This window comes from Saccharothrix violaceirubra (genome assembly GCF_014203755.1).
Lineage (GTDB): Bacteria > Actinomycetota > Actinomycetes > Mycobacteriales > Pseudonocardiaceae > Actinosynnema > Actinosynnema violaceirubrum.
The window spans coordinates 5,009,180-5,025,444 of the sequence record NZ_JACHJS010000001.1 but is presented as its reverse complement, the minus strand read 5'-3'; the positions used below and the strand labels follow the sequence as shown (position 1 = coordinate 5,025,444).

Here is a 16,265-nt window from a genome sequence, read left to right as displayed (position 1 = left end):
GAGGAAACCAGTGAGTGCCAACCACTCCGCGGCGCGACCGCTGACCGGACCGCTGCCCGACCTCGTAGCCGCGCAGGTCGCGCGCACGCCTGACGCGACCGCCGTCGTGTCCGGCACCGCGTCGGTGTCGTACCGGGACCTGCTCGACCGGGCGGACCGCCTGGCCGCGGCCCTGCGCGGGCGCGGCGTCGGTGCCGAGGACGTCGTCGGCGTCAGCCTCGAACGCGGGATCGACCTCGCGGTGGCCCTGCTCGGCGTGTGGCGCGCGGGCGCGGCCTACCTGCCGATGGACCCCGGCCACCCGGTCTCGCGGATCGAGTGGACGATCGCGGACGCGGGCACGCGGTTCGTGCTGACCGACGCGCCGGACAAGGTGCGCGCGGCCGGTGCCGAGCCGCTCGACGTCGAGGCGACGACGCGGGCGGGCCTGGCGGGTGGCACCGGTGTCCGGGTCGCCTCGACCCAGGCCGCGTACGTCGCGTACACGTCCGGCTCGACCGGTCGGCCCAAGGGCGTCGTGGTCACCCACGGCGGCATCGCGAACCGGGTCACGTGGACCGCCCGTACGCACGGACTGTCCGAAGTGGACAAGGTCGTGCAGAAGACGTCGATGAGCTTCGACGCCGCGGGCTGGGAGGTGTTCGCTCCGCTGATCACCGGCGGCACGGTCGTGATGGCGCCGACCGGAGCCGAACGCGACCCGGGGCTGCTCACCCGCACGATCGCCGAGCACGGCGTCACCGTGCTCCAGGTCGTGCCCACGGTCCTGCGCATGCTGGTCGACGACCCGGGCTGGGGCGAGTGCCGGTCGTTGCGACTGCTGTTCTCCGCGGGCGAGCCGCTGCACGCCGAGCTGGTCCAGAAGGCGCTGGCCGGGCCGCGGCCGACGGTGTGGAACACCTACGGCCCGACCGAGTGCTCGATCGACATCACCGCGCAGCGGTTCGACCCGGCCCAGACCGAGGGGCCGGTGCCGATCGGCTCGGTGATCGACAACGGCCGCGCGCTCGTGCTCGACGCGCACGGCGAACCCGTCCCGGTCGGCGTGCCGGGCGAGCTGCACATCGGCGGCCTGGGCCTGGCCCGCGGCTACCTCGGCCGACCCGACCTCACGGCCGAGCGCTTCGTGCCCGACCCGTACGGCCGCCCCGGCGCCCGCCTCTACCGCACCGGCGACATCGCCGTGCCGCGCGCGGACGGCGGGTTCGACTACGTGGGCCGCGTCGACCACCAGGTCAAGGTCAACGGCGTCCGGGTCGAGCCGGGCGAGGTCGAGGCCGCCGTGCACGCCCACCCGGACGTGCGCGCGGCCGTCGTCACCGTGACCGCCGAGCCCAAGCGGCTCGTCGGCTACTTCGTGGCCGACCGGGAGATCCCGGTCGACGAACTGCGCGCGTTCCTGCGCGAACGGCTGCCGGAGGCCCTCGTGCCGACGGTCTTCGTCGCGCTGGACGCGCTGCCCACGACCGCGAGCGGCAAGGTGGACCGCAACGCCCTGCCCGACCCGGACCTCGCGGTCGCCGACGCCCGACCGGAGCACGTCGAACCGGTCGGTGCCGCGCAGACCGCCGTGGCACGGGCGTGGCGTGCCGTGCTCGACGTGGACCGCGTCGGCGCGGACGACGACTTCTTCCAGCTCGGCGGCACCTCGATCCTGCTCGCCCGGCTGGCCGGCCGGCTGCGCGAGGAGACCGGTGCCGACGTGCGGCTGTCCGACCTGTTCACCTCGCCGACCGTGCGGGCGCAGGCCGAACTGACCGGCGGCTCGGTCGCGCCGGTCGTGGCCCGGCCGCGCACCGGCGGCACGCTGCCGCTGTCCACCGGCCAGAGCAGGCTTTGGTTCCTCGACCAGCTCCGGCCGGGCAGCCTGGAGTGGGTCACCCCGATCTTCCTGCGGGTGTCTCGCGACATCCCGTCGGACACCGTCCGGGCCGCGCTCAACGCGCTGGAGGTCCGGCACGAGGTGCTGCGCACGACCTACGTGTCCGAGCAGGGCGTGCCGGCCCAGCGGATCGGCGACCCCGGCAAGGTCGAGCTGACCCTGGTCGAGGGCGACGAGCCGCACCGGCTCGACCAGGTCCGGGCCCAGCTCTCGCGCGGGTTCGACCTGGCCGGCGGCCCGCTGTGGCGGGCGCTGCTCATGCCGGTCTCCGACGACGAGTCGTTGCTGCTGCTGACCGTGCACCACATCGCGTGCGACGGCTGGTCCAGCGTGGTGCTCGAACGCGAGCTGCGCGAGCTGATCGCGGCGCACCAGGGCGACCGCGAGCCGGACCTGCCCGCGGTCGGCCTGCACTACGCGGACTTCGCGTTGTGGCAGCACGAGCACGTGACCGGCGAGCAGGTCGAGCGGGACCTGGCGTACTGGCGGGCGAACCTGGCGGGCCTGGGGCCGCTGGAGCTGTCCACGGACCGGCCCCGGCCCGCCGAGCGCGACGCGCGCGGCGGCATGGTCGCGTTCGACGTGCCGCCCGCGCTGGCGAACCGCCTGGCCGACCTCGGCCGCCGTCAGGGCGCCACGCCCTACATGGCGTTCCTCGCCTGCTACATGGTCCTGCTGGCCCGCTACACCGACCAGGGCGACATCGCGGTCGGCAGCCCGGTCGCCGGTCGCGACCGGCCCGAACTGGCCGACCTGGTCGGGTTCTTCCTCAACTCGGTCGTCGTGCGCGGCGACCTGGGCGACGACCCGACGTTCGCCGACGCGCTGGTCCGCGTCCGCGACGCCGCACGCGGCGCGTTCGCCCACCAGGTCGCGCCGTTCGACCGGGTCGTGGACGCGCTCGACGTGCCGCGCGACCTGTCCCGCACGCCGCTCTACCAGGTGTCGTTCGACTTCCACGAGGAAGGGCTGACCGGCACCACCGACGACGCGTCCGACGTGGACGAGTTCGCCGACGCGTGGCGGGTGGCCAAGACCGACCTCACGCTGCTGATGCAGCGGCGTGGCGACGGCGGCGTGACCGGCTACCTGGAGTACGCGGCGGCGCTGTTCGACCGGTCCACGGTCGAGCGGTTCGTCGGGCACTTCCTCGGCCTGGTCGAGGCGGCCACCGCCGACGCCGGGAAGCGCCTGTCCGCCTTGGAATTCCTCGACGAGGCCGAGCACGCGCTGCTCGTGGCCCGGCCGGCGGACCCCGGCTACGCGGTCGACCGCGGCCTGCACGCCGTGTTCGCCGAGTCCGCCGCCCGGTTCCCGCACTCGACCGCGCTGGTGTTCGGCGACGAGGTGCTGTCGTACCGCGAGCTGAACGAGCGCGCGAACCGGCTGGCCCGCCACCTGGTCTCGGTCGGCGTCACGCCGGGGTCGCTGGTGGGCATCTGCCAGCCGCGCACCGACGACCTGCTCGTGTCGGTCCTGGGCGTGCTCAAGGCGGGTGCCGCGTACCTGCCGCTCGACCCGGCCGTGCCCGACGAGCGGCTGAAGTTCATGGTCGAGGACGCGGACGTGTCCGTGGTCCTCACGCACGCCGCCGTGGCGACGGACTTCTTCACCGGGGTCCGGGTCGTCCTGGACGACGAGCGCCAGGCCGCCGCCATCGCCGCGCATGACGCGTCCGATGTGGACAACGGAACGGGCGTCGACGACCCGATCTACGTGATCTACACGTCCGGTTCCACGGGCCGGCCCAAGGGCGTGCGCCTGACGCACCGCAACGTCGCGCGTCTGATGCACGCCTGTCATGCCGAGTACGCGTTCAGCCCGGACGACGTCTGGACGCTGTTCCACTCCTACGCGTTCGACATGTCCGTGTGGGAGATGTGGGGCTCGCTGCTCTACGGCGGCAAGCTCGTCGTCGTGCCGCAGTCGGTCACCCGCTCGCCGGACGAGTTCCTGGACCTGTTGGTGGAGCACGGCGTCACGGTGCTCAACCAGACGCCGTCGGCGTTCAAGGGGCTGGTCAACCTGGCCGCCGCCGGGGACCCGCGCCTGCGGGACCTCAGGCTGCGCGCCGTCACGTTCGGCGGCGAGAAGCTGGAGATGGGCGAGCTGCGGCCGTGGGTCGAGCTGTTCGGCACCTCCGCGCCCAAGCTGGTCAACATGTACGGCATCACCGAGACGACCGTGCACACCACGTACTACGAGGTGACGCGCGAGGACGTCGAGAACGGCTGGCTCAACCCGGTCGGCGTGCCGCTCGCGGACCTGAGCGTGCACCTGTACGACCGGCACGGCCGCCTGGTGCCGGTCGGTGTCCCCGGCGAGATCCACGTCGGCGGCCCCGGCGTGGCCGACGGGTACCTGAACCGCCCGGCGCTCACCGCCGAGAAGTTCGTGCCCGACCCGTACGCGCCCGGTCAGCGGCTGTACCGCAGCGGTGACCTGGCCCGGCGCAACCCGGACGGCAGCCTGGAGTTCCTGGGCCGCATCGACGACCAGATCAAGATCCGGGGCTTCCGGATCGAGCTGGGCGAGATCGAGGCCGTCCTCGCCGACGCGCCCGGCGTGCGCGACGCGGCCGTCGTGCTGCGCGAGGACACGCCCGGCGACCGCCGGATCGTCGGCTACGTCGTGCCCGCCGCGGGTGCGGACGTGTCGCCGCGCGAACTGCGCGACTTCGTCGGCGTCCGACTGCCGGACTACATGGTGCCCGCCGCGCTCGTCGTGCTCGAACGCCTGCCGCTGACCAACAACGGCAAGCTGGACAAGCGCGCACTGCCCGCACCCACCGACGACGCGCTGGCCAGGGTCGACTTCGTCGCCCCCGCCGGCGTGGTGGAGGAGCGCATCGCCGACCTGATCTCCGAGCTGCTCGGCGTCGACCGCGTGGGCGCCGGCGACAGCTTCTTCGAGATCGGCGGCAACTCGATCCTCGCGGTGCGGCTCACCTCGCTGATCGGCGAGGAGTTCGCGCTGGAGTTCACCGTGCGCCAGGTGTTCGAGCACCCGACCGTGGCCCGGCTCGCGCAGGCCGTCGAGGACGCGATCCGCGCCGAGATCGAGCACATGACCGATGCCGAGGTGCTCGCGCACTCGGCGGACGACAAGGGGTTCACGTCGTGACGACGAGCGAGATCGAGGCCGGGCGCGCGGAACTGCTGCGTCGCCGCCTCGAACAGGGCCGGTCGGCCAAGCGGGCGGTGATCCCGCGTGCCGACCGGTCGGGTGACCTGCCGCTGTCCTACGGCCAGCAGCAGATGTGGTTCCTCGGTCGGCTCGACCCGGGCAGCGCCGAGTACCTGATCCCGGTCGCCCTGCGGATCAAGGGCGCGCTGGACGTCGACGCGCTGCGTGCCGCGTGGGCCGGGATCGTGTCCCGCCACGAGGTGCTGCGCACCCGCTACGCCCTGGTCGACGACAAGGCCGTGCAGGTCGTCGACGAGCCCGGCGTGATCGACCTGCCCGTGCACGACGTGGACGGCAACCCCGTCGCCGTGCTCGACCACGTGGACCGCGCCGCCCGCACCGGGTTCGACCTGGAGCGCGAGTGGCCGGTCCGGGCCGAGCTGATCCGCGTGGCGGACGACTCGCACGTGTTCGTGGCCGTGTTCCACCACATCGCGTGGGACGCCTGGTCGTTCGGCGTGTTCGCGGACGAACTACGCGAGGGCTACGGCGCGGCGGTGGAGAAGCTGCCGCCCGCGGTGGCGCCCCCGGCCGTGCAGTTCGCCGACTACGCGTCGTGGGAGCGGGAACGGTCCGAGGTCGCGCACCGCCGCCACCTCGACTACTGGGGCAAGCAGCTCGTCGACCTCGAACCGCTGGACCTGCCGACCGACCGGCAGCGCCCGGCGGCGCGGGACTGGCGCGGCGCCGTGCACGGGCAGTCCGTGCCCGAGGCGACCGCCCAGGGCGTGCGCGAGCTGGCCAAGCGCTACGGCGTCACCGAGTTCGTGGTGCTGCTGTCGGCGTTCCAGGCCCTGCTCTCCCGCTACACCGGTCGCACGGACGTCGCGGTCGGCACGATGGTGTCCGGCCGCACCCGGCCCGAACTCCAGCGCCTGATCGGCTACGGCATCAACAGCCTGGTCGTGCGCACCCGCTGGACGCCCGCGACCACGTTCGCCGAGCTGCTCGGCGACACGCGGACCGCCGTCTACGAGGCGTTCGACCACCAGGAGGTGCCGTTCGCCCGCCTGGTCGACGAACTCCAGCCGCAGCGCGACATGTCCCGCACGCCGCTGTTCCAGGTGGCGTTCACGCTGCACGAGGCGCAGGACGACCTGTTCGCGCTGCCGGGCCTGGAGGTCTCGCCGCTCGACCTGCCCTCGCAGGTGTCCCGGTTCGACCTGACCGCCCTGGTCAAGCAGAGCCGCGACGGCGCGCTGCGCCTGGAGCTGGAGTACGCGACCGCGCTGTTCGACCGGACGACCGTGGAGCGGCTCGCCGGCCACTACCTCGGCCTGCTGGACGCGGTGATCGCCGCGTCCGAGTCGCGCGTGTCCGAGCTGGAGTTCGTCGACGCGGCCGAGCGCGACCTGCTCGTGCGCTCCGAGGTCGACCTCTCGTTCACCGTCGACCAGGGCGTGCACGCGCTGTTCGCGGCCCGTGCCGCCGCGGCGCCGACCTCGCCCGCCGTGGTGTTCGGCGACGAGGTGCTGTCGTACGGCGAGCTGAACGCCCGCGCGAACCGGCTGGCCCGCCACCTGGTCTCCGTCGGCGTCACGCCGGGGTCGCTGGTGGGCATCTGCCTGCCGCGCTCGGCGGACGTGCTGGTGTCGATCCTGGGCGTGCTCAAGGCCGGTGCCGCGTACCTGCCGCTGGACCCGGCCGTGCCGGTGGACCGGCTGCGGTTCATGGTCGAGGACGCGGGCACGACCGTCGTGATCACCGACGCCGCCACCCGGGACGTCGTCGCGGAGTTCTCCGAGGGCACGCGCGTCGTGCACGGCGACCCGGCGATCGCGGCGCACGAAGAGTCCGATGTGGACCTCGGGACCGGCGCCGACGACCCGATCTACGTGATCTACACGTCGGGCTCCACCGGCCGCCCCAAGGGCGTGTGCTTGACGCACCGCAACGTGGCCCGCCTGCTCTACGCGGGCCACCGGCACTACGCGTTCAGCCCGGACGACGTGTGGCCGCTGTTCCACTCCTACGCGTTCGACGTGTCCGTGTGGGAGATGTGGGGCGCGTTGCTCTACGGCGGCAAGCTCGTCGTCGTGCCGCAGTCGGTCACGCGTTCGCCCGAGGACTTCCTGGACCTGTTGCTGGAGCACGACGTCACGGTGCTCAACCAGACGCCGTCGGCGTTCAAGGGCCTGGTCAACCTCGCCGAGGCGGACGACCCGCGCCTGGACGCGCTGCGCCTGCGCGCCGTGGTCTTCGCGGGCGAGAAGCTGGAGATGGGCGAGCTGCGGCCGTGGGTCGACCGCTTCGGCACCGCCGGGCCCAAGCTGCTCAACATGTACGGCATCACCGAGACGACCGTGCACACCACGTACTACGAGGTCACGGCCGCCGACGTGGCCGACGGCTGGCGCAACCCGGTCGGCGTGCCGCTGGCCGACCTGCGCGTGCACCTGTACGACCCGAACGGCAACCTCGTGCCGGTCGGCGTCCCGGGCGAGATCCACGTCGGCGGTCCGGGTGTGGCCTCCGGTTACCTCAACCGCCCGGCGTTGACCGCCGAGCGGTTCGTACCGGACCCGTTCGTGGCCGGGCAGCGGCTGTACCGCAGCGGCGACCTCGCGCGGCGCAACCCGGACGGCAGCCTGGAGTTCCTGGGCCGCATCGACGACCAGGTCAAGGTGCGCGGTTTCCGGATCGAGCTGGGCGAGATCGAGGCCGTGCTGACCTCGTCCCCCGGTGTGCTCGACGGTGCCGTGCTGCTGCGCGAGGACGTGCCGGGCGACCGCCGGATCGTCGGCTACGTCGTGCCCGAGGCCGGTGCGCAGCCGTCGCCCCGCGAGGTGCGCGAGTTCATCGGTGCCCGGCTGCCCGAGTACATGGTGCCCGCCGCGATCGTGGTGCTCGAACGCCTGCCGTTGACCAACAACGGCAAGCTGGACAAGCGCGCGCTGCCCGCGCCGACCGACGACGCGCTGGCCAAGGCCGCGTACCTGCCGCCGGAGGGGCCGACCCAGGAGCGCATCGCGAGCCTGTTCGGCGACCTGCTGAACATCGACCGCGTCGGTGCCGGCGACAGCTTCTTCGACCTGGGCGGCAACTCGATGACCGCCGTGGCGCTCGTCGGCCGGCTGCGTGCCGCCGGTGTCGACGTCGCCGTGCGCGACGTGTTCGAGAACCGCTCGGTCGCGGCGCTGTCCGCGCTGGTCGACACCCGCGAGGAGCGCGTGTTCGACCGCCGCGTCCAGCCGTTCGAGCTGATCTCCGACACCGACCGGGCACGCCTGCCCGAGGGTGTCGTGGACGCCTACCCGCTGTCGAAGATCCAGACCGGCATGGTCGTGGAGATGCTGACCTCGGGCGAGCGCGCGGCGTACCACAACGCCACGTCGTTCCGGGTCCGCGACGACGCGCCGTTCGACGCCGACGCACTGCGCGAGGCCGCCCGCGTGATCTCCTCGCGGCACCAGGTGTTGCGCACGAGCATCGACATCGACGGCTACTCGGTACCCATGCAGATCGTGCACGAGGACGCCGCCATGGGCGTCGAGCACTTCGACGTGCGCGGCCTGGACGACGAGGGCGTGGACGCGGCCGTGCGCGAGTTCGTGGCGCACGAGCGCGCGAACCCGTTCGACCTGGCCGAGAAGTCGCTGGTCCGGATCGGCGCGCACGAGGCCGACGGGAACGTCTGGTGGTTCACCATCACCGAGTGCCACGCGGTGATCGAGGGCTGGACGCACCACACGCTGCTGATGGACGTCCTCGACTGCTACCGGCAGATCCGCGACACGGGCGCACCGGCCGCCGTCGAGGTGCCCGACCTGCGCTACGCGGACTTCATCGCCGCCGAGCTGGCGTCGCTGGACTCGCCCGACGACCGCGCCTACTGGGGTTCGGTGGTCGACACCTACCCCCGGTTCGCCGTGCCGACCGGCTGGGGCGACCCCTCGGTCGAGCCGCACACGGTCACGCACGCGGTGCCGTTCGTGGACCTGGAGCCGAAGCTGCGCGACCTGGCCGCGAGCGCGGGCGCGTCGCTCAAGAGCGTCGTGCTCGCCGCGCACTTCACCGTGCTGAGCAGGCTCACCGAGCAGGAGAGCTTCCTGAGCGGCCTGGTCCTGCACGGCCGGCCCGAGGTGCTCGGCGCCGAGCGCGTGTACGGCATGTTCCTCAACAGCCTGCCGTTCCACCACGACCGGACCGCCCGCACGTGGCGCGACCTGGTCGGCGCGGTGTTCGCGCAGGAGGCCGAGGTGTGGCCGCACCGCCGGTTCCCGATGCCGGTGATCCAGCAGGAGCTGGGCGGCGGCGAGCGGCTGCTCGACGTCCGGTTCAGCTTCCACGACTTCACCATGGTCGACCGCGAACTCGTGGACTACGCGGCCAGCATCGACGACAGCCCGACCGAGTTCCCGCTCGCCGTGCTCGCCCGCCTGGGCCACGTGTTCCTCATGGCCAACAGCGCGCACTTCGACCGCGCGAACGTCGAGCGGATCGGCGCGCTGTACCGCGAGGTCTTCACGGCCATGGCCGCCGACCCGCAGGGCGACCCGAGGGTCGTGCCGCTGCCCGAGGCCGAGCGGCGGTCCGTGCTCGCGCAGCCGGACGTGGTCGTCGAGGGTTTCGCGGGCTCGGTGCTCGACGGGTTCGAGGCGCAGGCCGCCCGCACGCCGGACGCCGTCGCGATCACCTACAAGGGCGAGAGCACGACCTACGCCGAGCTGGACCGGGCCGCGAACCGGCTGGCCCACCACCTGCGCGACCAGGGCGTCGGCACGGAGTCGGTCGTCGCGGTGCTCGTCGACCGCGGCCCGGCCCTGATGACCGCGCTGCTGGCCACGTGGAAGGCGGGCGGTGCCTATGTGCCGCTCGACCCGAGCTACCCGGTGGAGCGCGTCGAGGCCGTCGTCACGGACTCGGGCGCGGTCGTGGCCGTGACCGAGTCCAAGCACACCGTGCCCGGCGTGCCGACCGTGCTGCTGGACCGCGAGGCCTTCGCCGACCGGCCGGACACCAAGCCGGACGTGGCCGTGGACGAGGAGAACCTCGCCTACGTGATCTTCACGTCGGGCTCGACCGGCCGCCCCAAGGGTGTGCAGATCAGCCACCGGGGCCTGGCCAACCACGTCCGCTGGGCGGCGGACGAGCTGGCCGGCGAGGGCGGCGCTCCGGTGTTCTCCTCGGTCGCGTTCGACCTCGTGGTGCCCAACCTGTACGCGCCGCTGGTCACCGGCCACCGGGTCGCGTTCCTGCCGCAGGACCTCGACCTGGCCGACCTGGGCGCGCTGCTGCTGGAAGCCGGACCGTTCGGGTTCATCAAGCTCACGCCCGGCCACCTCGACGTGATCGCGTCGCAGGTCCCGGCCGGCACGCACCTCGCCGACGTGCTCGTCGTCGCCGGTGAGCCGCTGACCCGCACGACCGTGCGGCGCTGGCAGGAGCTGTCGCCGGACTGCCGGCTGATCAACGAGTACGGTCCGACCGAGGCGTCGGTCGGCACGAGCATCCACCCGATCCACGGCACGCCGACCGTCGACGTGCTGCCGATCGGCAAGCCGCTGCCGGGTCTGACGATGTACGTGCTCGACGCCCGCATGCACCCGGTTCCGATCGGCGTGGTCGGCGAGCTGTACGTCGGCGGCACGGGTGTGGCGCGCGGCTACGCGGGTCAGCCCGCGATGACCGCCGAGCGCTTCCTGCCCAACCCGTTCGGGCCGGGCCGCCTCTACAAGTCCGGCGACCGGGTGCGCCGCGCGGCCGACGGCACGGTCGAGTTCCTCGGCCGCGTCGACGACCAGGTCAAGATCCGCGGCTACCGGGTCGAGCCCGGCGAGGTCCGCAACGTGCTGCTGGACCACCCCTCGGTGTCCGACGCGGCTGTGATCGCCGACGGCACCGGCAACGACGTCCGCCTGCTCGGCTACGTCGTGTCCGATGTGGATGGTGAGGAGCTGCGTCGCTTCTGCGCCACCCGCGTGCCCGAGTACATGGTGCCCGCCGCGGTCGTGCGGCTGACCGCGATCCCGTTGAACGCCAACGGGAAGATCGACCGGCGCGCGCTGCCGTCGGTCGAGGAGGCGGCGGCCGAGGTCCGCTCGTCCGAACCGCGCACGGCACTGGAGCGGCAGATCGCCGAGGTGTGGTGCAAGGTCCTGGAGCGGTCGTCCGTGGGCGTCCACGACGACTTCTTCGCGGTCGGCGGCCACTCGATCCGCGCGGTGGCGGTCGTGGGCGCGTTGCGCGCGGCCGGTGTCGAGGTCGGTGTGCAGGAGGTGTTCCGCAACCGCACGATCGCCGAGCTGGCCGAGGCCATCTCCGGCGTGCCCGTGCAGGAGGACGCGCCGCGCACCCCGCTGGAGACCCAGATCGCCGAGGTGTGGTGCAGGGTCCTCGACCTGCCGTCGGTCGGTGTGCACGACGACTTCTTCGCGGTCGGCGGGCATTCGATCCGTGCGGTCGCGGTGGTCGGCGCGTTGCGCGCGGCCGGTGTCGAGGTCGGTGTGCAGGACGTGTTCCGGCACCGGACGATCGCGGAGCTGGCCGAGGCGATCTCGGGCGTTCCGGCGGTCGGTGGACCGCGCACGCCGCTCGAAGCGCAGATCGCCGAGGTGTGGCGCAAGGTCCTGGACCTGCCGTCGGTCGGCATCCACGACGACTTCTTCGCCGTCGGTGGGCACTCGATCCGTGCGGTGGCCGTCGTGGGCGCGTTGCGCGCGGCGGGTGTCGAGGTCGGTGTGCAGGACGTGTTCCGCAACCGGACCATCGCCGAGCTGGCCGAGGCCATCTCGGGTGCGCCGGCCGTGGGCGGTCCGCGCACCGCGCTGGAGACCCAGATCGCCGAGGTGTGGCGGAAGGTCCTGGAGCTGCCGTCGGTCGGTGTGCACGACGACTTCTTCGCGGTGGGCGGGCATTCGATCCGTGCGGTCGCGGTGGTCGGCGCGTTGCGCGCGGCGGGCATCACGGTCGGCGTGCAGGACGTGTTCCGGCACCGGACCATCGCCGAGCTGGCCGAGGCGATCTCGGGCGAGTCCGCCGAGACCGTGCCGGGGGAGCGGCTCGTCGAGCCGTTCGCGTTGCTGTCGGCGGAGGACCGGGCGGCGCTGCCCGGCGGCCTGGCCGACGCGTACCCGCTGTCGCGCGTGCAGCTGGGCATGGTCGTGGAGATGCTCTCCGACCCGACCGTGAACCGGTACCACAACTGCCAGTCGTTCCGGGTCAACGACACCACGCCGTTCGACGTGGACGCGTTGCGCCGCGCGGCGGCGAAGCTGGTGGCCCGGCACGAGGTCCTGCGCTCGGCGATCCACCTGGAGGACTACTCCACCCCGCTCCAGCTCGTGCACGAGCACGCCGAGCTGTCGGTCTCGGCGCGCGACCTGCGCGACCTGGACCAGGCGGGCAAGGAGAACGCCATGCGCGAGTTCGTCGCGCACGAGCGGGCCACGCTGTTCGACCTGCGCACCGCCCCGCTGGAGCGGATCACCGTGCACGTCGACGGCGACGACGGCTGGTGGCTGTCGGTGACCGTGTGCCACGCGATCACCGAGGGCTGGAGCCAGCGCCTGGTCGTCGGCGAACTCCTGGCCCTGTACCGGGCCGAGCGCGACGGCGGCGACGCGGGCCTGCCCGCCCTGCCCGCCGTCCGCTACGCCGACTTCATCGCCGCCGAGCAGAAGTCGTTGGCGTCGGAGGAGACCGCCGAGTACTGGACGTCGGTCGTCACCGGCCTGCCGAAGTTCACCCTCCCCGAGGCGTGGGCCGGCGCACCCGGCGCGTCCTACATCCTGCCGGTGGCGTTCGCCGACCTGCGGACGGACCTGGAGCGGCTCGGTGCCGCCGCCGGTGCGCCGTTCAAGAGCGTGCTGCTCGGCGCGCACCTGGCGGTGTTGTCCCGGCTCGGCGCCGACGGCGGCTTCCACAGCGGTCTGGTCTCCGACTCGCGACCGGCGGTCGAGGGCGTCGAACGCGTGCCCGGCATGTACCTGAACACCGTGCCGATCGCGTTCGAGGGCCGGGCCACGACGTGGCGCGAGCTGGTCTCGGGCGTGTTCGAGACCGAGACCGCGCTGTGGCCGCACCGCACGCTGCCGATGCCCGCGATCGCCGCCCTGGCGGGACCGGGCCGGCTGCTGGACGTCATGTTCAGCTACCGCGACTTCGACGCGGCCGAGACCGACCTGGACGGGCAGAGCGGCCAGGGCGGCATCGGCGTCGGCGAGGGCGCGGGCGAGGGCGCGAACGAGTTCCCGCTGGCGGTGTCGACGGTGCCCGGCCATCTGGCGCTGACCGTGGACCCGTCCTACGTCGCGCCCGAGCACGGCCGGTGGCTCGCCGACCTCTACCGGCGGGTGCTCGAAGCCATGGCCGCCGACCCGGACGGCGACGCGACCGCCGAACTCGCCGCCGACGACGTGCCCGACTGGAACGACACGGCGGTGGAGTGGTGATGACGCGCAGAGTGCTCGACCTGGTCGAGCGGCAGGTACTGGCCGCACCCGACGCGGTGGCGCTGGTGGTCGACGGCGTCGAGCGGACCTACCGCGAACTCGACGACCTCGCGGCGCGGTACGCGGGCCTGTTGCGGGCCAACGGGGTCCGGCGCGGCGACGCGGTCGGGCTGCTGCTCGACCGGGGCGCCGACCTGCCCGCCGCGATGCTGGGCGTGTGGAAGGCGGGCGCCACGTACGTGCCGCTCACCGCCGCCACCCCGCCCGCCCGCATCGCCAAGGTGCTCGCCACGGCGGACGCGAAGGTGATCGTCACCGACGCGGCCGAGCGCGTGGCCGAGGTGTTCTCCGGCACGGTGGTGCCCGCGGCCGACGTCGCGGGCGCCGCCCCGGCGGACACCGTGCCCGGCGACGGCCTGGACCTGGCGTACGTGATGTTCACGTCCGGGTCCACCGGCGAGCCCAAGGGCGTGCAGATCTCCCACGGCGCCCTGATCAACCTGCTCAAGTCCATGGAACGGCTGGTCGGCTCGCGGCCCGAGCACGCGTGGCTCGCCTCGACCGCCGTGTCCTTCGACATCTCCGCCCTGGAGCTGTACCTCCCGCTGATCACCGGCGGGCGGATCGTGCTCGCGGGCGACACCCAGGCGGCCGACGGCGGCGAGCTGCTCAAGCTCGTCGACAAGCACGCCGTGAGCCACGTCCAGGCCACGCCGTCGGGCTGGAAGCTGGTGCTGGCGGCGGGTTTCCCGCCGCCGCACGTCGTCGCCCTGGTCGGCGGCGAGGCGCTGCCCGAGACGCTCGCGACCCGGTTGCGGCCGTTGGTCGCGCGCCTGGTCAACGTGTACGGCCCGACCGAGACCACGGTGTGGTCGACGAGCTGGGACGTGCCCGAGGCGGTCGACCGCGTGCTGGTCGGCCGGCCCATCCCCAACACCCGCCTGTACGTGCTCGACGCGAAGTACCGGCGGGTGCCCGTAGGCGTCACCGGCGAGCTGTACATCGCCGGCGACGGCGTCGCCCGCGGTTACGCGAACCGACCCGACCTCACCGCCGACCGGTTCGTCCCCGAACCGTTCGGCGGTAACCCCGGTTCGCGCATGTACCGCACGGGCGACCTGGCCCGGTTCACCCGGGACGGCTCGGTCGACTTCCTCGGCCGGGCCGACCACCAGGTCAAGGTGCGCGGCCACCGGATCGAACTCGGCGAGATCGAGGCCGGTCTGGTCGCGCACCCGGCCGTGGCCGACGCCGTCGTGGTCGCGCGGGGCGACGAGGAGGGCGGCCACTCGCTGGTCGCCTACACCATCCCGGCGCCCGGCGCGTCCGCCGAACCGGCCGAGTTGGCCGCGCACCTGGCCCAGTCGCTGCCCGAGTACATGATCCCGGCGGCATTCGTGACCATGACGGCGTTTCCGCTGAGCGCGGCCGGCAAGGTTGACCGCAAGGCGCTGCCCGCCCCCGACCGGACCGCGTTGGGGGCGAGCAAGCCCTACCAGCCGCCGGCGACCGACACCGAGCGCCGGTTGGCGGCGATGTGGAGTCGGGTCCTGGGGGTCGAGCAGGTGGGACGGGACGACAGGTTCTTCGACCTGGGCGGCGATTCGCTGCGCGTGGTCCGGTTCCTGGCCGTGGCGAAGGAGGAGGGGGTGGAGCTGTCGTTGGCCACGCTGTACCGGCACGACACCATCGCCAACCTGGGCCGGATGCTCGACGGCGACTCGTCCTCGTCGGCGGAGGAGGGTTTCCCGTCCCCGCTGGGGATGATGGCCGAGCACCACGTGCCCGCCGTGTCCATCGCGGTGGTCGCCGACGGCGAGGTCGTCTCCGCGTTCGGCTACGGCGAGCTGACCCCCGGCGGCGGGCCGACCACCCCGGACACGCTGTTCCAGGTCGGCTCGATCAGCAAGCACGTCACCGCGGTGGCCGTGCTGGCGCTGGCCTCCCAGGGCCGGATCGACATCGACACCGACGTGAACGAGTACCTGACGTCGTGGCAGGTCCCGTACCCGCCCGACGCCGAACCGATCACGGCCGCGCTGCTGATGGCCAACCTGTCCGGGTTGTCGGAGACGTCCAACGAGCAGTACCACCGCGACGCGGCCATGCCGACCGTGCTGGACCTGCTCCAGGGCGAGCCGCCCGCCGACCCGCCGCGGGTGCACGTGGTCAGCCCGCCCGGCACCGAGTTCGTCAAGCACAACACGCACTACGCGGTCCTCCAGCAGCTCGTCGTCGACGTCACCGGGCAGCCGTTCCCGGAGGCGATGCGCACGCTGGTGCTCGACCCGCTGGGCATGGACGACAGCGGCTACGCCGTCGACCACCCGCTCACGTCCGGCCGGCCGGTCGCGCTCGGCCACGACGAGCACGGCGTCGTGCTCGACGGCGGCTGGCGCAACCGGTCGACGGCCGCGTGCGGCGGGCTGTGGACCACGGCGTCCGACGTGGCCCGGGTGGCGGCCGAGATCCGGTCCGCGTACCTGGGCCGGTCCCCGCGGGTCCTGACGCGGGCGATCGCCGAGCGGATGCTCACCGTCGCGCACGAGGGCAGCCTGTTCGGCCTCGGCACGTCGGTGGACCCGACCGGCGCCGACCTGGAGTTCGGCCACATCGGCGAATCCCCCGGCTACCGGGCCGTGACCCTCACCGGGATCACGGCGGGCACCGGACTCGTCGTCCTGACCAACTCCGACAACGGCCGCGAGGCGCACAAGTTCGTCGCCGCGCACGCCGACCGCCTGGTCGGCGACCTGGGTACCGGACTGTCCGCCGCGCACGCCTACTGACCACCACCGAACCGC

General features: G+C 73.1%; 3 protein-coding genes. All 3 read left to right on the top strand.

Annotated elements, in window-relative coordinates; genetic code table 11:
• Window positions 1-10 precede the first annotated feature (10 nt).
• The 3 genes from F4559_RS22910 to F4559_RS22900 are packed head-to-tail and all read left to right on the top strand — an operon-like array spanning window position 11 to window position 16,250.
• Complete coding sequence (locus tag F4559_RS22910) at window positions 11-5,005, top strand: non-ribosomal peptide synthetase (RefSeq protein WP_184671861.1); 4,995 nt, start codon at window positions 11-13, stop codon at window positions 5,003-5,005.
• Entirely contained in the window at window positions 5,002-13,461 is an 8,460-nt protein-coding gene (locus F4559_RS22905; RefSeq protein WP_184671858.1) for a non-ribosomal peptide synthetase, read from the top strand. Before F4559_RS22910 ends, F4559_RS22905 begins: the two co-directional genes overlap by 4 nt.
• The gene (locus F4559_RS22900) at window positions 13,461-16,250 is read left to right on the top strand and encodes an amino acid adenylation domain-containing protein (protein ID WP_184671856.1); all 2,790 of its coding nucleotides are present in this window, start codon (window positions 13,461-13,463) and stop codon (window positions 16,248-16,250) included. The genes F4559_RS22905 and F4559_RS22900 overlap by 1 nt, the downstream gene beginning before the upstream one ends.
• Window positions 16,251-16,265: the final 15 nt, after the last annotated feature.